Here is a 25,079-nt window from a genome sequence, read left to right as displayed (position 1 = left end):
CCGGATCAGGGCGCCTCGAAACCGGCCTTGGTCAGCACGTCCTTGCCCTGCTGCGACAGCACCAGGTCCACGAACTGCCTGGCCGGCTCACCCGCAGGAGCCTTCGCGAGGGCGGCGATCGGGTAGTCGTTGATCGCCTGGTCCGCCTCCGGGAACTCGACGCCCTGCACCTTGCCCGCCGAGGCGATCACGTCCGTCCGGTAGACGAGTGCCGCGTCCACCTCACCCAGCTCCACCTTGGTCAGCGTGGCCTTGACGTCCTGCTCCAGGGTGACCGGCGTGACCTTGAGCCCGGCCGCGCCCAGCGCCTTGACCGCCGCCGCCCCGCACGGCACCTGCTCGGCGCAGAGCGCCACCTTCACCTTCGGGTCGGCCAGGTCCTTGAGCTCGTCCACCTTGGCCGGATTGTCCGCGGGCACGGCGATCTGCAGCTTGTTGCGGACGAAGGTCGTCGGCGCGCTCGCCAGGGAGGCGTCGGTGACCGTCTTCATCGTGGCCGGGCTGGCCGCGGCGAACACGTCGGCCGGCGCGCCCTGGACGATCTGCTGGGCCAGGGTCGCGCTGGAGCCGAAGTTGAACTTCACCGTCGTGCCCGGATGGGCGGCCTCGAAGGTCTTGCCGAGCACGGTGAACGTACCGGTCAGCGACGCCGCCGCGAACACCGTCACCGTCTTCGCCGCATTGCCGCCGCCGGCGGAGGCGGCCGGCTCGCTCTCGCCCGAGCCGCACCCCGACAACCCCAGTGCGAGCGCGACGGGCAGGGCGACGACCCACCCGGAGAACCGATTGAAGACCAAGGTGGGGCTCCTCACTGGCCGGTGGCCACGCGTTCGTGACTCGGGATCTCCACGACGACGTTGGTGGACTTGATCACGGCGACCGCCACCACCCCCGCCTCCAGGCCCAGCTCGTCGGCGGCCTGGCGGCTCATCAGCGACACCACCCGGAACGGCCCCGCGGCGATCTCCACCTGCGCCATCACCGCGTCCCGGATCACCTCGGTCACGATCCCGCGGAAGCGATTGCGTGCCGAGGAGCGCCCGCCGTCCACCGCCTCGACCTGGGCACGGGCGAAGGCGGCCAGCTCGGCGCCGTCCACCTGCCGGTGGCCGTGCTCGTCCCGCTCGGCAGTCAGCCGGCCCGCGTCCACCCAGCGGCGGACGGTGTCGGAGCTGACCCCGAGCAGCGCGGCGGCCTCGCTGATCCGGAACGTCGTCACAGCCCTCACGATACCTTTCGCAGATGCCAACCTGAATACCGGTGCCCTATCGCAACAGCGGCCCGATCCAGGCTCCTGTCCTGGCATTCGCAAGGAGATGGGGCGGGGTCAGCAGACGCCGGGCAACCTGCACACCTTGGCGGCCATCTTCCTGGCGGCCTTGGTCAGCCCGCCGGGCTCGTAGGATCCCTCGGAGGTCGTGTAGATCATCAGTGCGCTGCCCCGGCGCGCGGCCACGCCGGTGATCGTCTCGTTGACGTCGCCGTCCTGCCAGGTCCGGAAGCCCATGCCCGCGGCCTCGTCGCCCACCTTGACCTTGGTCGTACGCCACCGGATCTTGAGTTCGGGCGACGCCGGGTCGCCCTTGCGGGCGCACCGCTTGACCTCGGCGCGCAGGTGGGTGAGCGCGGCATGGGCGGCACGGGGACTCCGGTAGATGACGAGCTGTTCGGAGGAGCCGCTGGGGGCGCTGGACCAGTGCGTGATCGTACGGGCCGCCACCCTGTCGCGGTCGACGGCGCGCCGGTGCCAGCACGGGTTCAGCTCCAATGGCGCGGTGAGTTTGTCGCTGATCCTGTAGCCGTGTTCTGCCGCCTCCATGGGGTCGAGGCGCCTGCGCGCGTCGGGTTCGGTGAGCAGGAAATTCTTCGGGATCTCGGTCACGGTCGCCGGGGAGAAGGCCAGCAGTAAGGAGAGTGCCACGCTGATCATGAATCGTTGGACGCCGGCGGGAACGGCTTGGTTCGCGCATCCGTGCCTCGACGACCACAGTGGGTTCGGCGGAGCCGGACGCACGAGCCGGGCCGCAAAGCGACGCCGACCTGGGCCGATGGCGACGACGGCTGTTGTTTCCGAGGTGACGGCTGGGCAAGTGCGGCCCCATGAATCATTCACAGGCGCCGGTGCTGCAGGCGTTGCAGGCGTACCACGACAGCGGACAGTTGCCTTTCACCCCGCCCGGCCACAAGCAGGGCCGGGGCGTCGATCCGCGGGTCAGCGGTGCTCGGCGAGGCGGTCTTCCGTTCCGACGTTCTCGCGGTGGGCGGTCTCGATGATCGCAGGTCCTCCGGAAAGGTCCTGGAGCAGGCCGAGCAGTTGATGGCCGATGCGGTCGGCGCTAAACAGACGTTCTTCTCCACCTGCGGCAGCTCCCTGTCCGTCAAGGCGGCGATGTTGGCGGTGGCGGGACCGGGCGAGAAGCTGCTGATCGGCAGGGACGCCCACAAGTCCGTGGTGGCGGGCCTGGTGCTGGCCGGGATCCGCCCGGTATGGGTGGAGCCGCAATGGGACGAGGAGCTGCACCTGGCTCACCCGCCCTCGCCACAGGCGTTCGCCGAGGCGTTCGACGAGCATCCCGACGCGCGAGGCGCTCTGGTGGTGACCCCCACCCCGTACGGCACCTGCACCGATCTCGCCACGCTCGCGCGGATCTGCCACGAGCGCGGGAAACCGCTGATCGTGGACGAGGCATGGGGCGCTCACCTCCCGTTCCACCCCGATCTGCCGACCTGGGCCATGGACGCCGGTGCCGACGTGTGCGTCACCAGCATTCACAAGATGGGTTCCGGCCTGGAGCAGAGCTCGGTCTTCCACCTGCAGGGCGATCTGGTCCAGCCGGAGCTGCTCAAGGAGCGCGCGGACCTGTTCAGCACCACGAGCCCGTCAGTCCTGGTCTATGCCGCGCTGGACGGCTGGCGCCGCCAGATGGTCGAACACGGTCGCGCCATGTACGACCGCGTGCTGGAGCTGGCCGAGAAGGTGCGCTCGCGCATCGAGGCCGTCGAGGGGCTGCACGTGCATGGCCGCGACGACTTCTGCGGTCCCGGGCGGGCCTTCGACGCCGACCCGCTGCAGTTGGTCGTCGACGTGAGCGCCCTGGGGACGGGCGGCTACCAGATCGCCGACTGGCTGCGCGAACACCACGCGATCAACGTCGGCCTCGCCGACCACCGCCGGGTCGGCGTGCAGCTCACGCACGCCGACGACGGGCAGACGACGGAGGCGCTGCTCGCCGCGTTGCAGGATCTCAGCGGGCGCGCCACCGAGCTGCCGCCCCCGCCGCACGTGGAGCTCCCCTCGCCGGCCGAGCTGCGGCTGGAGCAGGCCATGGTGCCGCGCGAGGCGTTCTTCGCCCGGATCGACCACGTTCCGTGGCAGCAGGCCGCCGGTCGCGTCGTCGCCGAACTGCTCACCCCCTACCCGCCCGGCATTCCGGCCGCACTGCCGGGGGAGCGCCTGACCGAGAAGGTCCTGCGGTACCTGCACAGCGGCGTCGAGGGCGGCATGGTCGTACCGGACGCGGCCGACGCCTCCCTGAGCACCATCCGTGTGGTGGCCGGGGACCGTTGACGCGGGTGCGCGGCAGCGTTCGGCGTATGTGGGGGAGGGATTCGAGTGGATCTGGGCGCGGTGTCCTCCTGGAGGGAGCTGGATGACGCGATCAGCGAGGCCGGTCGCGGTGACGGGCCGCTGCACGCGCACCGGCAGGCGCCGGGGCCGACGATCTGGGACTGGCTGGCGCTGGGCCAGCACCACGGCCTGCCCACCCGGCTGCTGGACTGGACCTTCTCCCCGTTGGTGGCCCTGCACTTCGCGACCGCGTCGTGGCCCGACGAGGACGCGGTGCTGCTCGCGGTGGACTGCGCGTGCGCGCACCGGCTGCTGCCGGAGCCGCTGCGCCAGGCACTCGAGGAGGAAGGAGCACTCCTGTTCACCACGGAGATGCTCGCGAAAAGCGCTCCCAACCTCGCCTGCTTCGACCGGCTGGGCGAGGAGGAGCCGTTCCTGGCGTTCTTCGAGCCGCCGTCGCTGGACGAGCGCGTCGTCAACCAGTCGTCGGTGCTGTCGGCCTTCTCCGACCCGACGCTCCAGCTCGAGCAGTGGTTGGAGCGGCATCCAATCCGTTTCTCGACCGGCGTCGAGGCCATGGTGGCGCCGGGTCAGCCCTGCTTGCCCATGGCCTGCCTGATCACGTCGCGGACCCGGTCCATCATCGCGATGGGAGCGCCCATGAGCAGGTTCTTGGTCGCCGATTCCGTGCCGGGGTGCGGGTGGGTGGGAGCCATCGCCTCCGCGGCTTTCACACCGAGGGCCATGGCCCGGCGCTCCGCCTCGGTGGTGTGGCCGCGCAGTTGGGTGAACTCGTACCGCTCCTCGCTGCGGGCGTGAGCTTCGACGGCGGCACGTAGCACGGCGAGCTTCTCGGCGAAGTCGGGCGCGCCGGGGCCGGCCTTGTCCATCTGCTGGAGGAGCTGCTTGGCCTGGTTCTCCTCGGCCAGGCGGTCGTCGACGACGGCGTCGCCTCCGTCGATCTTGCCGCGGGCGTAGGGGTGCACGATCTCTTCCTCGGCCGTCTCGTGTACGGCCAGCAGCCGCACCAGCCGGGTGAAGGCCTCGCCCCGACGGTCCGGCGTGGCCTGCTCGACCTCGTCGAACAGGTCCCTGATCATCGCGTGCTGAGCCAGCAGCAGGTCGATGACGTCGCTCTCGCCCATCGTCTCCGGCATCGTCTTCTGGGTGGCCATGATCGATCTCCTCTCGGATACCGCCGGTGTCTACCCCTGGCCCGGCCCGCCACGCCCGGCCTTACCGACTCCGGAACGTTCGGCGAGGAGAGAATCGGAAGAATCGTGGCAGCTCATGCCGTGTGCCCGGTTTAGCCCGGATCGTGAGCGGTAGCGGGCAGAGGTACCCCAGCAGACGTGGGCGGCCGCCGGCCCAACCCCGATGTGGTGGCCGCCGCCCTTCACCGTGGAGGTGAAAGATCGTGGCGTTGCCGACCCGATGTCATCGTGCGGATCTGTGGAGCGGTGATGGGCGACGTAGGCTCGGAGCATGCCCGCGAGCCGGTACGCGCAGGCAATGACGGGGGAGGTGCAGACCCATTTTTGTATTGGCGTTGGCCGTCCCCGTGGTGGGATTGATCTGCCTGATGCTCATGCAAGTTCTGGAAGAGGCGCTGCTGCCCCAGCCTGCTACGCCCCCTCCCCCCGAACCTGAACGCCCTCCCCAGGAGCGCGCCGCCTCACCCGCACCCGCACCACCCGCCATGAGGCGTTCCCCTGCGGGCGGACGCCACTGCCGGCCCCAGCGGCGGCTCTCCTACCGGCCACACCGGCGGCCGGCATTGCGGGATGCGCGGTCCGCCGCCTCGGTGGCGATGGCGGCGCCCGAACGGCGAACCCGATCCGTCATCGAGGCCGGGCATGAGACGCTCCCTCCATGACTGATCTCCATGCCCGCGCCATCAACGCGTCGAGTTCGATTGCGTTCGAGTTCGTGCAGGTCAGCTGAGGGCAGCACCTCGACACCGGCAACCGACCGGTGGAGGGGGTATCCATGTCCAGGAGCACCATTCTCATCATGCTGGCCGTCTCCGCGTCCGCGATGTCTCCGGCGGCTGCCGGCGCGCTCGCACAACCGGAGCCGAACCAGCAGGACCGTACCTTCCTGCACCAGGCCCACCAGGCCAATCTGGCCGAGATCCAGGCAGGCGAGGCCGCTCAGGACAAGGCCGCCGGCGAAACGGTCCGCAAGCTGGGCGCCAAGCTCATCACGGATCACACCAGGATGGACCGCGACGTCCGTCGGGTGGCCGAGCAGGCAGGGGTGGATCTTCCCGCCAGACCGAGCCCTGAGCAGCGTCGCCGGCTCAAGCAGGTGGCTGCCCACAGCGGGGCGGCCTTCGACCGGGCATGGCTGGCCGCGCAGATCGCCGGGCACCGCCAGACTCTCGCCGACGGCGCCGCAGAGCTGCGGGAGGGTTCCTCGCCCGCAGTCAAGAAACTCGCCACCGAGGCCAAGCCCGACATCCAGATGCACCTGGACATGGCGGAGGAGGCCAACGACGGGAGGTAGGTACGCGGGCCCTTTCGCATCAGGCGTTAAACGTGGCCAGGCGCGGGCATGCGCCACCCATGCCAGAACAACCGGACAGTACGCCACCCGCCCAGAACCAGCCGTACCCCGGGCACACCGAACGCATGGAGCCCGAGCCGCGTGACGAGATGCGTCACTACACCGGCACCGGCCTGCTGGAAGGCAAGCGCGCTCTGATCACCGGGGGCGACTCGGGGATCGGCCGGGCGGTGGCCGTGGCCTTCGCCAAGGAGGGCGCCGACGTCGCGATCGCGTACCTGAGCGAGCACGAGGACGCCGGGCACACGCTGAAGCTGGTGGAGGCCACCGGCCGGCGATGTGTGCTGATCCCGGGCGACCTCGCTGATCGCGACCACTGCGCCTCCGTCGTCGAGCGCACCGTCGCCGAGCTGGGCGGGCTGGACATCGTGGTGAACAACGTCGCCTACCAGCAGCCCGTCCAGGCACTGGAGGAGCTCTCCGAGGAGCAGTGGCAGCACACCTTCGACGTCAACATCCACAGCTTCTTCCGTGTCACCAAGGCGGCGCTGCCGCACCTGCGCGAGGGCTCGGCGATCATCAACACCTCGTCGATCAACGGGCTACGCGGCAACAAATCGCTCATCGACTACGCCGCCACCAAGGGAGCGATCAACGCCTTCACCTATTCGATGGCGCAGAGCCTCGTGGAGCGCGGCATCCGGGTCAACGCGGTGGCCCCGGGGCCCGTCTGGACACCCCTGATCCCGGCGACCATGCCGGAGGAGAAGGTGGAGCAGTTCGGCAAGCAGGTTCCGATGAAGCGGGCCGCCGACCCCGACGAGATCGCTCCCTCGTACGTGTTCTTCGCGGCCGGACGCCTCTCGTCGTACTACACGGGCGAGATCCTGGCCCCGATCGGCGGAGAGACCCTGCCCGGTTGAGGCGCGTAGTGTCCGCCCGACAGCGGTACTGATGGTTCATGGGGGATGAGACTGCGGGCCGCCGAGGCGTCGCTGCCGTGCCGCTCGGGGGCCTTCGATGAGCCAGGTGTGGTGGATCGTGGGGCGCGGACTGCTCGGGGGCCTGCTCGTGATGGTCTTCGCCGTGATCGGCGAGATGGTGACGCCCAAGCGGTTCGCCGGCGTCTTCGCCGCCGCTCCCGCTGTGGCGATCGCCGGGATGACGGTGACGGTGCTGCATGAGGGGCGCCTTCCGCTTGCGGGGTCCGCGCTCGGCATGATCGCCGGGTCGGTGGCGCTGGTGTCGTACTGCGCGGTGGCCGTGCCGCTCGTGCGCCGCCTGGGGGCGTTCGCGGGTTCGCTGGCGGCGCTGGTGGTGTGGGGCGCCGTGGCGGGCGCGGGCTGGGCGCTGGTCGCATGAGCGCCGGCGGCGGGATCCGGTTCCAGCCGGCCAAGCTGCGGGAAACTCCGCTGCGCGGGCTGGTGGTGCGCTTTGCCTTCGGCGCGTTCGTCTCGGTGGTCGCCGGCGTGGTCGGAGAGCTCTGGGGCCCGGTCGCGGGCGGCGTGTTCCTGGCGTTTCCGGCCATCCTGGCCGCCACGCTGACCCTTCTCGAAGAGGAGGAGCACCGGCGCGACCCCGCCGTACAGGATGCCCGCGGCGCGGTGCTGGGCGCGACCGGCATGATCGCCTTCGCCGTCTGCGCGTGGGCCCTGGCCCTCCGGCTGCCCGCGCCGCTGGGGCTGGGGCTCGCGACCGTGGCGTGGGCGGCGATCGCCGGCGGCCTCTACCAGGCGTTCGGCACCCGCTGACCGACTCGCCGCCCGCAGGGTGCACCGGGCCGTAAGCCGGCGATCCCGCCCGCAGGGTGCACTGGGCCGTAAGCCGGCGATCTCGCCCGCAGGGTGTACTGGGCCGTAAGCCGGCGATCTCGCCTCCGTCCGCGTGTTCGCGTACCTGCTAGGAGCGTCCTCGGCCGGTAATGGCATCGCGGATGCGGTCCACCAGCCCGGCCCCCGGGGCCAGGAGCTTGTTGGCGGGCGGGGTGTCCGGCGCGGACGGGTGCGGCCGCGTGGGTGCCATCTTCTTGGCCAGCTCCACCTTGCCGCCCAGCTCGACCAGCTGATCGGCCGGGCACGCCTCACGGAGGCGCGGGAACAGGTCGTTCTCCTCCTCCCGGACGTGGGCCCGGATCTGGCCCATCAGGAGCTGGATGGTGGGCCAGAAGTCGGTCTCGCCCGGCTCCAGCGCCTCCAGCCGCTTCATCGTCTCCTCCGCGTCGGCGTGCTCGGCGATCTCCTGATCGGCCAGCTTGCCGCCGCCGGGCACGTGCTCGCGTACGGTCGGGTAGAGGTACTCCTCCTCGGCGACGGAGTGCCGTACCAGCTCGATGACGACCTTCTCGGCCAGCGTCTTGGCCTGCTCGCCGCCGTCCCCGCTCAGCTGCTCGAGCTGGGTGAACATCTGCTCGACCTCGCGGTGATCGGTGACCAGGACCTCGATCATGTCCTGCTGCGCGCCCATGACCGCCTCCCTCGGTATCGGTGTTCGGCTTGTCATGGGGCCCCCGCCGCCGCGCCGCGGGTGATCGTGTCAGCGACGCCGACGGGCGCCTCACTGCCCCCGTTCCCGTTGACAGCGGCTGAAACCTGCGCGGCGCCGGGTTGGGAGAACAAGGGGGTCGCATTAACCGGGGAGAAACCGAAACTCCTCGGTGCCGAGCACCCGCAGCAACTCCAGCCGCTCGCGGGTCTCGGCGTCCGCCGGGGTGAGCACCACCAGCTGCTGACCCTCGTCGGGAGTGACCAGGGTCTCGCAGTCCATCAGCAGGCGGCCGACCCGCGGGTGCAGCAGGGTCTTGCGGTCGGCACGCCGGACCGCCACCTCGTGCTCGGCCCAGAGCTGCCGGAAGTCGGCGCTGGCGGCCTGCAGACGGACGACGAGCCCGGCGATCGCGGGGTCGCCGGACCGGCGGCCCGTGGCCGCGCGCAGGTCGGCCACGAGCTGACGGGCGTGATGATCGTGCTCCTCAGGCGGGCGGACGGCGCGTGCGGCGGGCTCGGTGAACCAGCGGTATATGGCGTAGCGCCGGTCGCCGGAGAAGCCGGTCTGATCGCCTGACAGCAGGACGGCCGCCCGGTTCTGGGCCAGGACCTCGCCCAGGTCGGACAGCACCAGGGCCGGGGTGTCGCCGAGCAGGTCGAGCATGCGCATCAGCCCGGCGCGAGCCAGGCGGGCCACCCCGTCGGCGGGCGGTGGCCGGTGGCCGGCCAGGCGGAACAGGTGGCCGCGCTCGTCGTCGGACAGGCGCAACGCCCGGGCCAGCGCGCCGAGCAGCTGTGTCGAGGGCTGGCTGCTGCGGCCCTGCTCGAGGCGTACGACATAGTCCACCGACATGCCGGCGAGCATCGCCACCTCTTCCCGGCGCAGGCCGGTGGTGCGGCGGTGGGGGCCGTCGGCGAGCCCCACCTCCGCCGGCCGGATCGCCTCGCGGCGGCGGCGCAGGAAGTCGGCGAGCTGCTCACGTTGCATGCCTTCATAGTGCCTGGCGGCCGGCGAGCCGAGCCAGGGAGCGGCGGTCCCATGATGAACGCTCCGCTCCCGCCCGTCCCGGCCCCCGCCCAGGATGGGCGAGACGACAACGACAACGAGGGAGAACATGATGCGGACACGAACCCTGGGCCGGACCGGACCGGCCGTTTCCGCCCTGGGCCTGGGTGCGATGGGCATGTCGGGCGCGTACGGCGCGGCCGACCGCGCGGAGAGCATCGCCACCGTGCACGCCGCGCTGGAGGCCGGCGTCACACTGATCGACACCGGTGACTTCTACGCCATGGGCCACAACGAGTTGCTCCTGGCCGAGGCGCTGCGCGGCAGGGATCGCGACAGCTACCAGCTGAGCGTCAAGTTCGGCATGCTGCGCGGGCCGGGCCCCGGGTTCGGCGGGCATGACTGCCGTCCCGAGGCGGTGAAGAACTTCCTGGCCTACTCGCTGACCCGGCTGGGCACCGACCACATCGACATCTACCGTCCCGCCCGGCTGGACCCGGCGGTTCCGATCGAGGAGACGGTGGGCGCGATCAAGGAGATGGTCGACGCCGGGTACGTGCGGCACATCGGGCTCTCGGAGGTCGATGCGGCGACGATCCGCCGGGCGCACGCCGTGCACCCGATCGCCGACCTGCAGATCGAGTACTCGCTGATCTCCCGCGCCGTGGAGGCGGACGTCCTGCCCACGCTGCGGGAGCTCGGCATCGGCCTGACCGCGTACGGCGTCCTCAGCCGCGGCCTCATCTCCGGGCACTGGACCGCCGGCCACACCGCCGGCACCGGCGACAGCCGTGCCTTCAGTCCCCGGTTCACCAGCGGGAACGTGGAGCACAACCTCGCCCTCGTGGACGCTCTGCGCCGGGTCGCCGAGGCGAAGGGCTGCACTGTCGCCCAGCTGGCCATCGCCTGGGTGGCCGCGCAGGGCGAGGACATCGTGCCGCTGGCCGGCGCCCGCACCCGCGAGCGGCTCGCCGAGGCGCTGCCCGCGATCGACCTGAACCTCACCGCTGACGACCTCGCCGAAATCGAGAAGGCAGTGCCGCCGGGCGCGGCGCGCGGCGACCGCTATCCGTCCGCGTTGATGTCCAACCTCGGCGTGGGCAACTGAGCCCGGCGCCACCTGTACAAGGCCTGTCCCAGCTCGGAGTCTCCTCCCGCCACGAACCCGCCCGCTGATGCGGTGCCGTGTCAGCGGCCGCGTCAGTACGGCGACAGCCCGATATCAGCACGGTCGGCGATCGTGAATGCCATGAACGGATCAGCGATCGCGGCCTCGGGGCCGCTTGCGCAGATCGAGGACTTCCGGCAAGGGGATTCATGATGGGACAGAGCAACAGCGGCTTCTCCGAGGCGGGGCTGCGCAGGCTGCGCGAGGTGCTGGCGCGGCATGTCGATTCCGGGAAGATTCCCGGCGTTGTCGCCCTGGTCAGCCGGGGCGGCCAGACGCACGTCGAGGCGATCGGCACGATGCAGCATGACGGTGGCGCGCCGATGCGGCGGGACACGATCTTCCGGATGGCCTCGACGTCCAAGCCGCTGTCGATGGCGGCGGCGATGGTGCTGCTGGATGAGTGCCGGCTGCGGCTGGATGACGTGGTGGACCCGTGGCTGCCCGAACTCGCCAACCGTCAGGTGCTGACGCGGCCCGACGGCCCGCTGGACGACACCGTGCCGGCACGCCGGCCGATCACCGTGCGCGATGTGCTGACCTCCACGTTCGGGCTCGGCCTGGACTTCACGTCGCTGGGCGCTCCGATCATGAATGCGATCTTCGAGCAGGGGCTGACGCCCAACCTGCCGGTGGAGGTGCCCGAGCCGGATGAGTGGATGCGCCGCCTGGGCGAGCTGCCGCTGCAGTACCAGCCCGGCGAGCGCTGGCAGTACCACATCAGCAACGACCTGGTAGGTGTGCTCGTCTCCCGGGTCACCGGCAAGTCGTTCGAGGAGTTCCTGCGTGAGCGCATCTTCGAGCCGCTGGGCATGGAGGACACCGGCTTCCACGTGCCCGCCGACAAGATCGACAGGCTGCCGACCCTGTACGCGCCCGACCCGCAGACCGGCGAGTTCCTCGCATGGGACGAGGCCAAGGGGGGACGCTGGAGCCGGCCTCCGGCGTTCCAGGGCGGCGGCGGCGGGCTGGTCTCCACCGCCGACGACTACCACGCCTACTTCCGGATGCTGCTCAACGGCGGCATGCACAACGGCAGGCGCATCCTGTCGCGGCCCGCCGTCGAGCTGATGACCACCAACCGCCTCACGCCCGAGCAGAACGCCCCCCGCACCGAGCTGGCCCGCAACAACGTCCACATCTCCTTCGGTCAAGGGCAGCAGGGCGGCTGGGGCTTCGGGATGGCGGTGCGCACCTACCGCAGCGACTACGCGCCCATCGGCCAGTTCGGCTGGGACGGCGGCAGCGGCACCTCGGCCTACGCCGACCCGGCCAACCAGCTCACCGGAATCCTGCTCTGCCAGCTCGGCTACTCCGTCCCGAGTCCGGCGCACCTGATGAACGACTTCTGGACCACCCTCTACCAGGCGCTCGACGACTGACACCGACTCCGCGCCCGGCAGGAAGGCCGGCAGATTCCCGCGAGATCACCGCAGTCCTCGACGCCGCTCGATGGATGCCGACCCGCGCACCCATCACGGCATTCGGTGGCTCAGGTCTGCCGGGGCGAGCGGATCAGCAGGGTGGCCAGTGCTTCGTCCGGGCCGACGGTGCTGTAGACGTGCGGGACGTCGGCCTGCCACGAGATGTGCTCGCCTGGCGCGGCCAGCAGAGGGGCGTCGGCCGGGCCGGCGCGCAGCACACCCGCGTAGACCGTGACGTGTTCGGTCACGCCGGGCGCATGGGGTGGCGAGTGCTGCACGATGCCGGGGCGGACGCGCATGCGCAGCAACTCGAAGGTCGCGGTCGGCTCCTCGAAGACCTCCAGCAGCGTGGCCGTCACGGCGGCGCCCGGCACGTCGACGGCCTCCGCGGGCGGTGCGCCGGGCTCCAGAACGAGAGCCGTCAACGGCACGCCCAGAGCTCCCGCCACCGCATAGAGCGTCTCCAGCGTCGGGTTGCGGGTGCCCAGCTCAAGGCCGGACAGCGTGGCCTTGCCGATGCCGGCGCTGCGGGCCAGCGCCGACAGGGAGATGCCGCGGGCCTCCCGCAATCGCCGCAGCTGACTCCCGATATCCGTCTCACGGCCGTCCACCCGGCAATCCTTGCATTCCGCGGCCGGGCTTGTCCCGCGGTGGCCACGTGGCTATGGTTCGTTCCGTAAACGGAACGAATGGGAGTGGGTGTGCGGGTTCAGGCCGTCATGGCGGGGCTGGTCAGCGCGGTGGTCGGCTACGCCAGTTCGTTCACCGTCGTGCTCGCGGGGCTGCGTGCCGTCGGGGCGACGCCGGGGCAGGCCGCGTCCGGGCTGCTCGCCCTCTGCTGCGGCGTCGGGGCGGTGGCGATCTTCCTGGGGCTGCGCTACCGCATGCCGATCAGCATCGCCTGGTCCACCCCAGGCGCGGCGCTGCTGGTGGCGACCGGTCCCGTCCCCGGCGGCTTCCCGGCCGCGGTCGGCGCGTTCATCGTCTGCGCCGGACTCATCGTCCTCGCGGGCCTGTCGCCCTGGCCGGCCCGGCTGATCGCCGCCATCCCCCGTCCGATCGCCGGTGCCATGCTGGCGGGCGTCATCCTCAGCCTGTGCACCGCCCCGGTCCGCGCCATCGTCGACATCCCGCTGCTGGCCGTACCCGTCGTCCTCACCTGGGCGGTGCTGCAGCGGTACCTGCGGCAGTGGGCCGTCCCGGGCGCGCTCGTCGTGGCGATCATCGCCATCGCGGTGCACGGGCCCGGCGACGGCCTGTCCGGCGCGGCGCTGCGGCCCGCGATCGAGCTGACCACCCCGACGCTGAACCCGTCCGTGGTGGTGAGCGTCGCCATCCCGCTGTTCTTCGTCACCATGGCCGCGCAGAACGTCCCCGGCATGGCCGTCATGGCGACATACGGGTACGAGCCGCCCCTGCGCCCGGTCCTCGTCGCGACCGGCCTGGCGAGCGCGGCGGCGGCGCCGTTCGGCGGGCACGCCGTCAACCTGGCCGCGATCACCGCAGCGCTGACCGCCGGCCCGGACACCCACCCTGACCCCGGCCGCCGGTGGATCGCGACGGTGGCCCTCGGCGCCGGCCAGCTGACACTCGGCCTCGGCGCCGGCCTGGCCATGGCTCTGGTGCTGCTCTCCCCACCCGTGCTCGTCATCGCGGTGGCCGGCCTCGCGCTGCTGTCGGCGCTCGGCTCGTCGCTGGCCGGCGCGGTGACCGAGCCGGAGGGACGGGAGGCCGCGGTGGTCACGTTCGTGGTCACCGCGTCGGGGATGACGATATTGAGCATCGGCGCGGCGTTCTGGGGCCTGGTCGCGGGCGGCCTGACCGCGCTCCTGCTGCGCAGGCGGCCACCGGTGGAACAGCAACCGTCACCCGCCGCGGAACGTCCCGCGGACCGGGTGGCTGGAAAGCGGTCCTGAAGGCTCCGTGCCCTGCTGGTACGGTGGCCCAGGTCGCACCGCTTGGAGAGCACGTACGGCAGCCCGCAAGGGAGAGGGGCCAGGCAACGATGCAGACGTCAGAGCGCTCGCGTGCGGTGGCCGCGGCCATGTCGATCGCCTCATCACTTGGCCTCACCGCCGACGACGCGATCATCCTTCAGGACTCGAACAAGCTCACTCTGCGACTCCTGCCCTGCGACGTCCTGGCTCGGGTGGCACCTGTGGCGCATCAGGTCGCACAGTTCGAACTCGAGCTGGCTCAGCGGCTCGCCGAAACCGGGTGCCCGGTGGCTGCTCTCGACCCTCGAGTGGAGCCACGCGTCTATGAGCACGATGGCTTCGAGGTCACGCTGTGGACCTACTACGAACCCGTGACGCCTCCAGAGGTCTCACCAGCCGACTACGCCCATGCGCTCGAGCGGCTGCATGCCGGCATGCGCAAGCTCGATGTCCCGACGCAGCACATCACGGATCGAGTCGATCAGGCGCAACAGCTCGTGGCGGACCGCGACCGTACTCCGGCGCTCGCCGACGCGGATCGCGAGCTGCTCGCCGACACGTTACGAACCCTGAAGCGGGCGATCGGCGAGCGCGGCGCCGCCGAGCAGCTGCTGCACGGCGAGCCGCACCCGGGCAACCTGCTCCCCACCAAGGACGGGCTGCTGTTCATAGATCTCGAGACGTGCTGCCGTGGGCCTGTCGAATTCGACCTCGCCCATGCGCCCGAGGAAGTCAGCGAGCACTATCCGGGTGTCAACCAGGACCTGCTGCGCGAGTGCCGCATCCTCATGCTGGCGATGATCACAACGTGGCGCTGGGATCGAGACGACCAGCTCCCGGACGGGCGCCGGCTGGGCACGGAGTGGCTCAGCCAGATCCGAGCAGCGCTGAACATCCATGACTGATCGCGGCCGGTCGGCGGCTGTCCCTGAGGGCATGACATGACCGACGCTCCGATCCCGGGCCTCTACGACTCCCTGCTCACCGGCACGCTCGACGCGAAGATCAACGCCTGGCAGCAAGCCGGCCACCTGGTCGAGGTGTCGAGGATCGACGGCGAGGAGGTCGCCCATCTGCTGGGCCGCTTCGTCGGCGAAACGGCAGCGCGGGCCTTGGCCGAGCTGAAGGGACACCCTGACCAGCAGGTGGCACTGGCCAACCGGCTGCTGGCGCAGCTCACCGAACCGGAGACGATCGCGGACGGGCCGAACCAGCTCCTGTCGATCGTGAAGGACGCCCTGGGAGCAACCCCTCCGCGTCGGCCACTGACGTCGCTGTCGGAAGCGGCCCTCCTGACCAACGCCCGCGAGGATCCGAACCTGGCGCACGAACTGGCGGCCGAGCTGGCGAGCGCCGACCGGGTGGACCTGCTGTGCGCGTTCGTGAAGTGGTCGGGATTACGCATTCTGGAGAAGCCGCTGGCCGAGCTGCGGCGCCGGGGCGTACCGCTGCGGGTGATCACGACGACCTACCTGGGCGCGACCGAACGGCGGGCGCTGGACCGCCTGGTCAACGACTTCGGCGCCCAGGTGAAGATCAGTTACGAGCGCAACTCCACCCGGCTGCACGCCAAGGCATGGCTGCTGCGCCGCCACACCGGCTTCGACACCGCCTATGTCGGCAGCTCCAACCTTTCCCGCGCGGCACTGCTGGACGGGCTGGAGTGGAACGTCCGGCTGTCGTCGGTGACCACCGCGCGGCTGCTGGACAAGTTCGAGGCGACCTTCGACTCGTACTGGAACCGCTCCCAGTTCGAGCCGTACGACCCGGCGACCGATGCCGATCGCCTGGATGAGGCGCTGGCCCGCTCCCAGGCGGGCCAGCAGTTGTTCGACATCCCCGAGCTGGTCCCGCATCCCTTCGACCACCAGCGCGAGATGCTGTCCGACCTCGACCGGGAGCGCACCGTCCACGACCGGCACCGCAACCTGCTGGTCGCGGCGACCGGCACGGGCAAGACCGTGGTGGCCGCGTTCGACTACCGCAACCTGCAGCAGCGGCTGGGCCGCCAGCCGTCGCTGCTGTTCGTGGCGCATCGGCGGGAGATCCTGGCTCAGGCGATGCGTACGTACCGGCAGGTGCTGGCCGTACCGGACTTCGGTGAGCTGCATGTGGGGGAGGACAAGTCGCGGCACTGGCGACACGTCTTCGCCGGCGTGCAGTCGCTCACCCGCCGGATCCTGGAGTTCGAGCCCGAGCACTTCGACGTCGTGGTGATCGACGAGTTCCACCACGCCGCCGCGCCGACCTACCGGCAGATCATCAACCATCTCCAGCCGAAAGAGCTGCTCGGCCTGACCGCGACGCCGGAGCGGTCCGACGGCACGTGGGTGCAGGATGAGTTCTTCGACCGGCGGATCGCCTCCGAGCTGCGGCTGTGGGATGCGCTGGATGCCGATCTGCTCTGCCCGTTCCACTACTTCGGGATCAACGACGGGACCGACCTTTCCGGGGTGAGGTGGACGCGCGGCTCGTACGACGTCTCCGCTCTCGACAACGTCTTCACCGGCGACGACGCCCGTGCCCGGCTGGTGTTCAACGCGGTGCGCGACAAGGTGAGCAACCTGGAGACCGTACGCGGGCTGGGCTTCTGCGTTTCGGTACGGCATGCGCACTACATGGCCGACTTCTTCACCCGGCACGGGCTGCCCTCGCTGGCGGTGGACGGTTCGACGGAGGACGGCACTCGGAAGGCGGCGCTTCGGGCGCTCGCGGATGGGAAGATCAGGTTCCTGTTCGCGGTGGACCTGTTCAACGAGGGTCTGGACGTGCCCGACGTCGACACCCTGCTCATGCTGCGGCCCACCGAGAGCGCCACGATCTTCCTGCAGCAGTTAGGGCGCGGGCTCCGCCGTACGCCGGAGAAGGACGTGCTGACCGTGCTCGACTTTGTCGGGCAGCACCGTAAGGAGTACCGGTTCGCCAACCGGTTCCAGGCGCTGACCGGGTTCTCCAGAGGGCGGCTGGACAAGCAGGTCAAGGAGGACTTCCCGCTGCTGCCGTCGGGGAGCCAGATCGTGCTGGATCGGGTGACCAAGGAGCGGCTGCTGGCCGATCTCAAGGTGCAGCTCGGGGCGACGGTGCACACGCTGTCACAGGAGATCCGCTCCCTCGCGGAGCTGTCGCTCATCAGATATCTGGAGGAGAGCGGGCGCGACATCAGCGACCTGTACCGCAATCGTCGCTACTGGACCTCGCTGCTGCGCCGTACCGGACTGTTGCCAGGGGAGGGCTCGGCGCTGGAGGAGGAACTGGGGCGACGCGTCCGCGCGCTGCTGCACGTGGACGACCGCACCCGCGGCGAAGCCTACGCCCGGCTGCTGCAGGCGGACAGCCCCAGCTACGCGTCGCTGTCCCCAGCTGATCAGGCCTTCGCTCGGATGCTCTTCTTCTCGTTCTGGCGCGACGGGGGCGGATTCGCCACATACGACGAGGCGCTGGACCACCTGCGCCGCGAGACGGCGCTGTGCGACGAGATCAGGCAGGTGCTCGCCTACGGCGTCGACCGGCCGCGGTATGTGGCCAAACCGGTGGGGCTGGACGGCGTGCCGCTGGCGGTCAACGCCCGCTACTCCACCGACGAGGTGCTCGCCGCGATCGGCTGGGCCTCGGTGGGCGGCCTGGTGCCCTCCACCATGCGCGAAGGGGTCGCCTGGAGCCCCGCGACCCAGTGCGACGCGCTCTTCGTCACCTTGCAGAAGAACGAGAAGGAGTTCTCGCCGCAGACGATGTACCGCGACTACGCCCTGACCTCACGCCTGTTCCACTGGGAATCCCAGAACCGGACCAGCGCCACCTCGGTCACCGGCCGCCGCTACCGGAACCACGTGGCGGAGGGCAGCCACGTGCTGCTGTTCACCCGCGAGCGTAAGGAGAACGAACTCGGCCACCCCGAGGCCTTCGTCTTCCACGGCATGGTCCGCTACGTGGAGCACCGCGGCGAGCGGCCGATGGGCATCACCTGGCGGCTCGACGAGGATATGCCCGCAGATTTGTTCCGTCGCGCGGCGATCGCCGGATGAGCGGCGGGCGCGGAGAAGGTCAGGGTCGGCTCGCTCGTACGTGATCCGTTTGATCTCTCCTTTCCACGAACCCGGAGCCACCGGGGAGGGGTGAGCCCGGCCTTGACCGCCGCCGCCCAGTCCCGGCGGCGGCCAGTGATGACGCTCGTCGAAATGCTCAGCTCTGCCTGGACGCTTCAGGACGTTCGACACGGGTGGGGTTACCGCGTACGAGGTCATCGTGGATGCGCCAGCGGGCAGTGGTGACGGCGCGCCCGGCCGCCTCGTCGCCCTGCTCGATGCGCTGTCGCAGCAGCCGCATGGCGATGCGGCGGTTGAGGCTGAACTGCCGCTCGGTGTCGACCACGACGACGATGCCCGTGGGCCGGTGGGTCGCCCGTACGGCCGTGCTGGCCTTGTTGCGATGTTGACCACCTGGGCCGCCGGTGCGGCAGGCGACGATGTCGACGTCTGCTTCCTCGAACGTCGTATGCGGGGTGTCGACCTGGCAGGGCTGGGCGATGACGTACCAGTTCTTCCGGCCGGTGCCGGCCCGGTACGGGCTGGGGGCCTGCCAGCACAGAGTTCCGGTCCACGAGGCGGCGAACGCCTCGGCGCCGTCACCTGAGATCCGGATGAGGACCGATAGGTAGGTGCCGGGCCGGTCACCGGGGACGGTCTGGGCCCGATGGATCTCCAGACCCTGCCGGGTGGCCTCGCCTTCCAGGCGGTGCAGCAGATGGGCCAGCGCCCAGGCACACTCCTGCGGGCCGCGCCCGGCCGACAGCAGCAGATGGACGCTCACGAACGCCCCCGCTTGCGGCGGTGGTCCCTTTGGGGCGTGGACCCGAGGTCGGGCGTCTTGTAGGTGACCAGAGGGATCGTGGTGGCCACCGGCGTGGCAAGGCGGTGGTCGACGAGGTCGGCGATCACTTGCTCGATCCGCTTGTACGCCGTGGGTGCCTCCTCGAAGAGGAGTTGGCGGTCGCCGCACACCACCAGCGATCCCATCGGCGTACGGCGCAGCTCTTCGACCGTGTGCTTGGCCCGGCCCCGGCGCAGGGCGTCCGCACGGGACATCTTGCGGCCCGCGCCGTGCGCCACGGAATGGCCGGCGTCCGGCCCGGCGTGGGCGGCCACGAGGTAGGAAGGGGTGCCTCGCGTACCGGCGATGAGCACGTCGCGGCCGTCACCCGGCGCCGCCCCCTTGCGGTGCAGGTAGCTCCCGTCGCGGAGCTCGACCAGGTTGTGGCACTGGTCCACGATCGGCTCGGCGGGCTCGAACCCCAGCGCATGAGCGACCCGGGCGGCCAGCAGCCGCCGGTTCAGTGATCCCCAGCGTACGGCGTCGTCATGCATCGCCAGGTAGGCACCGGGATCAGGGGCGGGGCCCGCGCCGTGGACCTCGGTGTGCGCCCGCAGGATCCGTTCGCCCAGACCGCGGGAGCCGCTGTGGACGATGAGGACCAGGTCGCCGGCGGCGAGTCCGAGCCGGCTCGCGTGGTCCGGCTCGAAGACGGTCCCGATCCGCGCCAGCTCGACGAAGTGGTTGCCCCGGCCGACCGTCCCGAGGCCCTCGATGTGACCGGCGGGAATGTCGCCCTTCACCACCGCCCAGGCCGGGTCGTCGGCATCCTGCTCAGGGTCGAGCGCACGATCGAGATCGGGGAACCGGGCGGCGAGCTTCTCGGGCACGGCGCGCTTGAGCTTGACGGGGAACACGGCGATGCCGCAACCGATGTCGGAGCCCACCAGGAACGGGTACAGGATCGTCGACGCCATGGCGGCGCCGATGGGGGCGCCCTTACCGGGGTGCAGGTCCGGCATGGCGGCGACGTGCATCATGCCGTCGAGGGCGGCCACCTGGTGGCACTGCGCGACGGCATCGGACTCGATCCAGCTCGTGGGCGAGGCGAACACGGTGACCGTGGCCGCGGCCATGGTGGAAGGCGGCAGGGAGGGTTGCTGAGACAAAGACGCTCTCTTCGCTGAACGGGGGTATGGGCGGGCGGCATCACGGCGCGGGTCGGCGCCGTGGCATCTCGGGGTGGCAGAGTGCTGTCCGTCAGAGCCTCATGGACACCACATTCCCTTGCGTCCGCCAGGCGAGGCAAACGGTTTTCGGCCGTACGGGCCTGTATGGCTGCACGCAATCTCACGCGACGACGTGCGGATGCGCTGCGGCCGACGAGTGCACTCTCATGCCGCGAGTCGCGCCACTCTCATCCAGGCGCCATCGTGGGCGTGACCGGGGATTTCCGTCAGGACATATCGCATCGTGCATGTTCATCGGTAATGACATTCCACGGTCACGGCCAATGGCACACGAGTGCCGCTGCCGGCTGCGTCGCTCGGCGATGGATGGCCGGTAGTAGTGGGTGACCTCGCCAGGCCGGACGGCCTCTGGCGACGTCGGATATTCTGACGCCTTTTGCGGTCAGTTGGGCTTGAGCGAGTAACTGCTGTGCACGGCGCCCAACCATTTCGCATCGATCTCGCGCCCGGTGATCCGGCCTGCCCGTCGTAGCGCAGAAGTGACGCTGACCTCGATGGTCACGGGATCCTGGATGCTGTAATCATCAGGGTTGTCCAGTTGGAAGGCCAACCCCTCCATGAGCGGGTCGAGGGCGTGCGGATCGAAACCTCCCCGCTCGGTCGGCCAGTCGATAGCAAAGCAGGTGACCAGGACCCCGTCGACTGCCCAATCGAGGCGATAGGTGGAGTGGCCGCATTGGATGCTGAGCGCTCGCGTGCCGCGCGACACCTGTTGGAGAAAGGACATCGGCGACGTGTAAAGCTGGAAGACCAGGGCCTGTGCCCAGCCGTAGGCCGTGCCGGCCCACATTTTGGGACCCGGCTCAGCCTCTGGCCGCGCCAGGTTGTCGATGTCGCACCGGAAAGGTCTGGCCGGGTCTCCGCCCAGACGACGGCACAGCTCATTGCCGCCCATTCTCTCCGCCCACAACAGGTGGAAGCCCGGGTATTCCTCGCTGTCGAGATCGAAGGAGACCATCAGATCGTACAGATCGGTCGGATGAGGCATGAGACCCTCCAATAAGACGACGCCACAGGGGCCTGACCATACGATCGGGCACCTGATTCGTGAGCGGCTACTTGACGCTGCCTCAAGACCGCCAAGAATGGCTTTGCGCGTGAGAACGGGAGCCAGATGCTGGCCACTTTCGGCGCCACTTCGCTGGCCTGCCGCGTGCGAGTGTTCTTGAGAAAGAGCGCCACGATGTGAAATTCAGCCTCACTGGGTGGAGCACGAGTGAGGCATGGGTCGTCGACGACCTCGGGATCTGATCGAACCCGTTGCCGCCACCCTGGCCTGACAAAGCTCCTGGGCCAGGGTCGGTCCCAGACGAGGTCCACGCCGCGCCGACCGTGGGCGAGTTGCTCCCCGGGTTCGCCGCGCTCAGCCGTCCGCATCCGAGGATTCGGGCGCCGGGACTGATGCGATCGACGACATCCGGGCCGCATGAGTCCCGGCCGGCCGAGCTGGAGAAGTCAGCTCAGCGTGGCCGCCTTGCTGCGCTGCAGCACGGAGTGTTCGCGCTGACTGGCGCAGAGCCGCGTAGCCAACTCCAGTTCGGCACGCGCTTCCGATCGCCGTCCGAGCCGGACCAGCGAGCTCACCGCGTACGGGGTCGGGATCAAATGCGAACCGGCAAGCCGGTCCGAGGCGATCAGCTCGTCCACGATGGCCAGGGCTTGCGCCGGGCCCGAGGCCATGGCAAGGGCGACGGCCCGGTTGAGCTCGACCACCGGCGAGGGTGAGACTCGGCCGAGTGCCTCGTAGAGCAGCACGATCCGGTCCCAGTCGGTCGCCTCGACCGAGGGCGCCGACGCGTGGGGGGCGGCGATCGCGGCCTGCAGGCCGTAGGGGCCGAGGCCGCGAGTCGATGCCTTGGCCAGCGCGGCCATGCCACGGCGGATTGCCGAGAAGTCCCACCGCCGCCGGTCCTGCTCGTCGAGCAGGACCGGCGAACCGTCCGGGCCGGGCCGGGCCGGGCCGGGCCGGGAAACGCGCGGCCGTCAGCTCGCACAACGCCAGCAGGCCGTGCACCTCCGGCTCGTCCGGCTCGTGGGGCTCGGGCGGCTCGTCCGGCTCGTCCGGCTCGTGGGGCTCGTGCGGCTCGTCCGGCTCGTGCGGCTCGTCCGGCTCCAGCGTGGCCAGCGTGCGAACCAGCCGGATCGCCTCGTACGCGACGTCGGGGCGCGGCAGCCGGTCTCCCGACGTGGCCGCCGACCCCTCGGTGAAGATCACTTAGAGGACGCTGAGCACGCCACCCAGCCGCTCCCGGCGCTCGGCGGCCGGCGGTAGCTCGAACGGCACCCTGGCCGCCGCGATCGTCTTCTTGCCCCGGGTGATGCGGGCCTGCACGGTGGGCACGGGCCCGAGTAACGCGCGGGCGATCTCCTCACTGGACAGGCCGCCGACCACGCGCAGGGTCAGCGCCACCCGGGCCCCGGGGGAGAGCACCGGATGGCAGCTGACGAACATCAGCGCCAACACGTCATCATCGATTTTGTCGGGGTCGATCTCTTCGTCGACCGCCGAGTCGACCGCCGAGTCGACCGCCGAGTCGACCGCCGAGTCGGCCGCCAGCAGGGCGTATCGGTCCTGGAGGGCGGCCCGGCGGTGGATCGCGTCGATCGCCGCCGCCGGGCCGTGGCCATCAGCCAGCCAGCCGGATTCGCCGGAGAGGCGACCGGTCACGACACCAGCGCCTCGGCCACCGCCGCCTCCTGGGCCGCGTCCTCAGCCAGCCCGAAATCGCCGGTGAACCTGGTCAGCGCGGCGACGATCCGCGCCGACTCGATCCGCCAGACGGCCTCGACATCAGCCGTACCCATCAGACCTGACCCCTGCTCTCGCACCCGGCGGCCCAACCCTTGGTGATCACTCGTCGACCTGCGGGACCTCGTCGCTCACGGGCGCCCGCCGAACTTCGATCTTGGACCCGCGGGCCGCCGGGACCCGTTTGGCCCACTCGACCGCCTCCTGTTTCGAGGCGACGTCGAGCAGAAGGAAGCCCCCGAACAGTTCCTTGGTCTCGCCGTACGGCCCGTCCGTGACCACCGGTGCCTCGCCGCTGAAGTCGACCACGACGCCCTGCCGGGGATCGCCCAGCCCTCCGCCGCGAGGAGAACGCCGGCCTTGGTCATCTCCTCGATGAACTGGCGGGTCGTGGCCATCATCTCGTCGATGTCGGCCATCATGGCCGCGTTCGACTCGTCGGTGCCCCACATGATCAGCAGGTACTTCGGCATCACGTTCTCCTCGCCCGGCGGGGCCGCCTCTCGACCCTCACACCCACACGTCGAACGAGCGCCCCGCGGATCAACACAGCCCCGGAAAATCTTTCGCCGCGACGCAGCCGATCCCTCGACCCGCGTTTTGCCCGTCAGAGCGGCCCCTGAGCGATGGCTGACGCGGACGCCCTGCTGATCAGAAAGCCTAACGTCGCATCTTTGCAAGGCGGCGACGCTCACACAGATCTGGGAAAAGCATTCGGGACGCGCTCAGTGACTTCTTTCCGCTACCGGGCTGAAGAGAGGGCGACGGGAATCTTCCGTGGCGTTTCGCCCGCGGCGCCCCCTCATGCCGCAGACAACGATCCACCCGCCCCGTCACCGGCAAGGTGCCGGCGAGGTCTCCCTACCTGATGATCTTCTTGGTCGTTGACTCATCTACCGGAGACCTCTTGCTTTGTCGATCCTCGACGCCTCTGCTCTTGCAGGGCGCGTCGCTCTGACCCCTTTTTCGCTGGCACGGGCCATTCGTCCTGCATCCCGGAGCTCGATCCTGCCTCGCAGGAGAAAGAACATAGGCGCCGGGATGAAGGGAGTTCACCCTGGTCAGGAGGGGTGCTCGTCACGGGAGCCGACTGTCTGTCACTGTGCTCGCGGCAGGGGAACCACCGGTGGATCACAACCCTCCGGAGGATCCCTTCCTCATTCCGCAAAGGGGTAAGAATTCGTGGATGTAGAAGCACACCTCCTCGATCTGATGTCGCGGGTGCGGGCACTCGAGACAGGCGAGCGCATCAACGACGGCATCATGGTGTCGATAGTCGGCATCACCCAGGTGATGGCCGACATAGCCGAGTTCCGGACGGAGATCAGACAGGATCTCGCAGCCCTCGGCGATGAGGTGGCGGAGCTCCGGCGGCACCTCAACCAACACCTCAGCCCACCCGGTCCGAGGCCCTGCACCAGCCCGGCTTCCTCGAGCCCAAGCTGATCGATCGCTGGACAGCGAAGGGCTCAGCTGAAGCCGCCGATATGCCCACGACGGCTCAGGCTGAGCCCAGCGCTCCTCAAAACGGCCGAGTGGGCGAACGAGGTAATGATCAAGGTAGGTTGGTGGACAGGTCGGCAAGAGCGTTGCATGCCGACAGCCGTAAGCACGTATTTGGCCCGATCACCCGTAAACAATCAGCTACGGCTGTACATCACCGAACATGTTAAAAGCCTCGGACCGGCGTTTCCGCTGGTCGGAGGCGCTTTACCGTTGGTCGGACCTGGCGCCCCCGGCAGGATTCGAACCTGCGGCACCCGCTTTAGGAGAGTGGAGCTTCCTTTGCCTGTTCCGACCGCTTGAGCTGGGCTAATAGCCTACTTGGCGTTTAGGCTTTTCAAGATCATCCCGCACATGTCCCGCGCTGTGGCGGTAGCAGCCATGCCCTCTGGTGGCCGCCGGGGTACAGGGTTGCGAGGTCTTGCATTGGAAGCGCAGCGGAGGAACGGACTTCCCCCGTCATGGAAAGCTGCGGGAAGTCAAGTTGCCAGCGTTCTCGACGGCATGCTCATGGTTGGACATCGCTTCAGAGAACCGGAGGGAGGAGATGCGGAAATGACACTATATCTGTGATTTGTCCGATAACTGCAGTTATCGTCGAATACCTCAGCTGGCAGCCGTGTGCTCGAAGAGTGCTCGATATCTTCGCAATCGGCATCTCCATGACGGCTGCTTCC

General features: G+C 69.7%; 21 protein-coding genes and 3 pseudogenes. 11 read left to right on the top strand and 13 right to left on the bottom strand.

Translation table 11 applies throughout. The features are described from left to right. Positions 1 to 5 precede the first annotated feature (5 nt). From modA to AB0H84_RS15820, 3 genes are all read right to left on the bottom strand, one after another. Positions 6 to 797, bottom strand: a complete 792-nt coding sequence (gene modA / locus AB0H84_RS15830; protein WP_357603838.1) for a molybdate ABC transporter substrate-binding protein — start codon at positions 795 to 797, stop codon at positions 6 to 8. A gap of 11 nt (positions 798 to 808) precedes the next feature. Next, positions 809 to 1,219 carry a helix-turn-helix transcriptional regulator gene (locus tag AB0H84_RS15825; protein WP_357603836.1) on the bottom strand — a complete coding sequence of 137 codons (411 nt, stop codon included), beginning with the start codon at positions 1,217 to 1,219 and terminating at the stop codon, positions 809 to 811. Positions 1,220 to 1,327: 108 nt separating this feature from the next. Then, positions 1,328 to 1,930 (bottom strand): hypothetical protein, encoded by a 603-nt coding sequence (locus AB0H84_RS15820; protein ID WP_357603834.1) that lies wholly within the window; start codon positions 1,928 to 1,930, stop codon positions 1,328 to 1,330. 327 nt (positions 1,931 to 2,257) lie between these two features. On the opposite strand from AB0H84_RS15820, the gene AB0H84_RS15815 reads away from it, so the two are divergent. Both AB0H84_RS15815 and AB0H84_RS15810 read left to right on the top strand, forming a co-directional pair. Next, entirely contained in the window at positions 2,258 to 3,568 is a 1,311-nt protein-coding gene (locus AB0H84_RS15815) for an ornithine decarboxylase (RefSeq protein ID WP_357603832.1), read from the top strand. A 45-nt stretch (positions 3,569 to 3,613) separates the two neighbouring features. Continuing rightward, a pseudogene (locus AB0H84_RS15810) lies at positions 3,614 to 3,811 on the top strand (FRG domain-containing protein); the annotation flags it as partial. Positions 3,812 to 4,158: 347 nt separating this feature from the next. Here AB0H84_RS15810 and AB0H84_RS15805 read toward each other — a convergent pair. Continuing rightward, positions 4,159 to 4,743 (bottom strand): hemerythrin domain-containing protein, encoded by a 585-nt coding sequence (locus AB0H84_RS15805; protein WP_357603830.1) that lies wholly within the window; start codon positions 4,741 to 4,743, stop codon positions 4,159 to 4,161. Positions 4,744 to 5,557: 814 nt separating this feature from the next. On the opposite strand from AB0H84_RS15805, the gene AB0H84_RS15800 reads away from it, so the two are divergent. The 4 genes from AB0H84_RS15800 to AB0H84_RS15785 all read left to right on the top strand — a co-directional run bounded on the left by AB0H84_RS15800 (position 5,558) and on the right by AB0H84_RS15785 (position 7,827). Continuing rightward, positions 5,558 to 6,076, top strand: coding sequence for a DUF4142 domain-containing protein (locus tag AB0H84_RS15800; RefSeq protein ID WP_357603828.1), 519 nt, complete (start codon positions 5,558 to 5,560; stop codon positions 6,074 to 6,076). Between the two features lie 59 nt (positions 6,077 to 6,135). Beyond that, a complete protein-coding gene (locus AB0H84_RS15795; RefSeq protein WP_357603826.1) occupies positions 6,136 to 6,999 on the top strand; it encodes an SDR family oxidoreductase in 864 nt (287 codons plus the stop codon). 97 nt (positions 7,000 to 7,096) lie between these two features. Further along, positions 7,097 to 7,438, top strand: a complete 342-nt coding sequence (locus AB0H84_RS15790; RefSeq protein WP_357603824.1) for a hypothetical protein — start codon at positions 7,097 to 7,099, stop codon at positions 7,436 to 7,438. Beyond that, the gene (locus tag AB0H84_RS15785; RefSeq protein WP_357603822.1) at positions 7,435 to 7,827 is read left to right on the top strand and encodes a DUF3147 family protein; all 393 of its coding nucleotides are present in this window, start codon (positions 7,435 to 7,437) and stop codon (positions 7,825 to 7,827) included. The genes AB0H84_RS15790 and AB0H84_RS15785 overlap by 4 nt, the downstream gene beginning before the upstream one ends. A gap of 148 nt (positions 7,828 to 7,975) precedes the next feature. Here AB0H84_RS15785 and AB0H84_RS15780 read toward each other — a convergent pair whose 3' ends face one another. Together AB0H84_RS15780 and AB0H84_RS15775 are read right to left on the bottom strand one after the other, a co-directional pair. After that, positions 7,976 to 8,539 (bottom strand): hemerythrin domain-containing protein, encoded by a 564-nt coding sequence (locus tag AB0H84_RS15780; RefSeq protein ID WP_357603820.1) that lies wholly within the window; start codon positions 8,537 to 8,539, stop codon positions 7,976 to 7,978. Between the two features lie 162 nt (positions 8,540 to 8,701). Then, positions 8,702 to 9,676, bottom strand: a complete 975-nt coding sequence (locus AB0H84_RS15775) for a helix-turn-helix transcriptional regulator (protein WP_357603818.1) — start codon at positions 9,674 to 9,676, stop codon at positions 8,702 to 8,704. A 1-nt stretch (position 9,677) separates the two neighbouring features. Here AB0H84_RS15775 and AB0H84_RS15770 point away from each other — a divergent pair, with 1 nt between their 5' ends. Continuing rightward, positions 9,678 to 10,673: an aldo/keto reductase gene (locus tag AB0H84_RS15770; RefSeq protein WP_357603816.1), complete on the top strand. Its 996-nt coding sequence runs from the start codon at positions 9,678 to 9,680 to the stop codon at positions 10,671 to 10,673. A 212-nt stretch (positions 10,674 to 10,885) separates the two neighbouring features. Continuing rightward, positions 10,886 to 12,115 carry a serine hydrolase domain-containing protein gene (locus tag AB0H84_RS15765; protein WP_357604277.1) on the top strand — a complete coding sequence of 410 codons (1,230 nt, stop codon included), beginning with the start codon at positions 10,886 to 10,888 and terminating at the stop codon, positions 12,113 to 12,115. Positions 12,116 to 12,225: 110 nt separating this feature from the next. Here AB0H84_RS15765 and AB0H84_RS15760 read toward each other — a convergent pair whose 3' ends face one another. Then, positions 12,226 to 12,768: an XRE family transcriptional regulator gene (locus tag AB0H84_RS15760; RefSeq protein ID WP_357603814.1), complete on the bottom strand. Its 543-nt coding sequence runs from the start codon at positions 12,766 to 12,768 to the stop codon at positions 12,226 to 12,228. 90 nt (positions 12,769 to 12,858) lie between these two features. On the opposite strand from AB0H84_RS15760, the gene AB0H84_RS15755 reads away from it, so the two are divergent. The 3 genes from AB0H84_RS15755 (at position 12,859) to AB0H84_RS15745 (ending at position 18,116) form a co-directional block, all read left to right on the top strand. Then, positions 12,859 to 14,073 (top strand): benzoate/H(+) symporter BenE family transporter, encoded by a 1,215-nt coding sequence (locus AB0H84_RS15755; RefSeq protein ID WP_357603812.1) that lies wholly within the window; start codon positions 12,859 to 12,861, stop codon positions 14,071 to 14,073. Positions 14,074 to 14,162: 89 nt separating this feature from the next. Next, positions 14,163 to 14,999, top strand: coding sequence for an aminoglycoside phosphotransferase family protein (locus AB0H84_RS15750; RefSeq protein WP_357603811.1), 837 nt, complete (start codon positions 14,163 to 14,165; stop codon positions 14,997 to 14,999). Positions 15,000 to 15,035: 36 nt separating this feature from the next. Then, on the top strand, positions 15,036 to 18,116 hold the full coding sequence (locus tag AB0H84_RS15745; RefSeq protein WP_357603809.1) for a DUF3427 domain-containing protein: 3,081 nt from the start codon (positions 15,036 to 15,038) through the stop codon (positions 18,114 to 18,116). 157 nt (positions 18,117 to 18,273) lie between these two features. Here AB0H84_RS15745 and prfH read toward each other — a convergent pair whose 3' ends face one another. The 6 genes and pseudogenes from prfH to AB0H84_RS15715 form a co-directional block, all read right to left on the bottom strand. After that, positions 18,274 to 18,900 (bottom strand): peptide chain release factor H, encoded by a 627-nt coding sequence (prfH, locus tag AB0H84_RS15740; RefSeq protein ID WP_357603807.1) that lies wholly within the window; start codon positions 18,898 to 18,900, stop codon positions 18,274 to 18,276. After that, positions 18,897 to 20,069, bottom strand: coding sequence for an RNA ligase RtcB family protein (locus AB0H84_RS15735; protein ID WP_357603806.1), 1,173 nt, complete (start codon positions 20,067 to 20,069; stop codon positions 18,897 to 18,899). The genes prfH and AB0H84_RS15735 overlap by 4 nt, the downstream gene beginning before the upstream one ends. Positions 20,070 to 20,532: 463 nt before the next feature. Further along, positions 20,533 to 21,138 (bottom strand): DUF6461 domain-containing protein, encoded by a 606-nt coding sequence (locus tag AB0H84_RS15730; RefSeq protein WP_357603804.1) that lies wholly within the window; start codon positions 21,136 to 21,138, stop codon positions 20,533 to 20,535. Between the two features lie 467 nt (positions 21,139 to 21,605). Then, positions 21,606 to 22,955 (bottom strand): annotated as a pseudogene (locus AB0H84_RS15725) (DUF6596 domain-containing protein). A gap of 46 nt (positions 22,956 to 23,001) precedes the next feature. Further along, positions 23,002 to 23,372, bottom strand: a pseudogene (locus tag AB0H84_RS15720) (YciI family protein). Between the two features lie 658 nt (positions 23,373 to 24,030). Continuing rightward, positions 24,031 to 24,288 carry a hypothetical protein gene (locus AB0H84_RS15715; protein WP_357603802.1) on the bottom strand — a complete coding sequence of 86 codons (258 nt, stop codon included), beginning with the start codon at positions 24,286 to 24,288 and terminating at the stop codon, positions 24,031 to 24,033. Positions 24,289 to 25,079 lie beyond the last annotated feature (791 nt).

It is taken from the genome of Nonomuraea sp. NPDC050786 (assembly GCF_040654115.1).
Taxonomy (GTDB): Bacteria; Actinomycetota; Actinomycetes; order Streptosporangiales; family Streptosporangiaceae; genus Nonomuraea.
This window is presented reverse-complemented; position numbering and strand designations above follow the sequence as displayed.

Excerpts from the sequence above, each read along its gene's own strand:
- AB0H84_RS15800 (WP_357603828.1), top strand. The coding sequence starts at position 5,558 with ATGTCCAGGAGCACCATTCTCATCATGCTGGCCGTCTCCGCGTCCGCG.
- AB0H84_RS15820 (WP_357603834.1), bottom strand. The coding sequence starts at position 1,930 with ATGATCAGCGTGGCACTCTCCTTACTGCTGGCCTTCTCCCCGGCGACC.
- AB0H84_RS15785 (WP_357603822.1), top strand. The coding sequence starts at position 7,435 with ATGAGCGCCGGCGGCGGGATCCGGTTCCAGCCGGCCAAGCTGCGGGAA.
- AB0H84_RS15730 (WP_357603804.1), bottom strand. The coding sequence starts at position 21,138 with ATGCCTCATCCGACCGATCTGTACGATCTGATGGTCTCCTTCGATCTC.
- AB0H84_RS15805 (WP_357603830.1), bottom strand. The coding sequence starts at position 4,743 with ATGGCCACCCAGAAGACGATGCCGGAGACGATGGGCGAGAGCGACGTC.
- AB0H84_RS15750 (WP_357603811.1), top strand. The coding sequence starts at position 14,163 with ATGCAGACGTCAGAGCGCTCGCGTGCGGTGGCCGCGGCCATGTCGATC.
- AB0H84_RS15765 (WP_357604277.1), top strand. The coding sequence starts at position 10,886 with ATGGGACAGAGCAACAGCGGCTTCTCCGAGGCGGGGCTGCGCAGGCTG.
- AB0H84_RS15770 (WP_357603816.1), top strand. The coding sequence starts at position 9,678 with ATGCGGACACGAACCCTGGGCCGGACCGGACCGGCCGTTTCCGCCCTG.
- AB0H84_RS15780 (WP_357603820.1), bottom strand. The coding sequence starts at position 8,539 with ATGGGCGCGCAGCAGGACATGATCGAGGTCCTGGTCACCGATCACCGC.
- AB0H84_RS15790 (WP_357603824.1), top strand. The coding sequence starts at position 7,097 with ATGAGCCAGGTGTGGTGGATCGTGGGGCGCGGACTGCTCGGGGGCCTG.
- AB0H84_RS15745 (WP_357603809.1), top strand. The coding sequence starts at position 15,036 with ATGACCGACGCTCCGATCCCGGGCCTCTACGACTCCCTGCTCACCGGC.
- AB0H84_RS15795 (WP_357603826.1), top strand. The coding sequence starts at position 6,136 with ATGCCAGAACAACCGGACAGTACGCCACCCGCCCAGAACCAGCCGTAC.
- AB0H84_RS15775 (WP_357603818.1), bottom strand. The coding sequence starts at position 9,676 with ATGTTCTCCCTCGTTGTCGTTGTCGTCTCGCCCATCCTGGGCGGGGGC.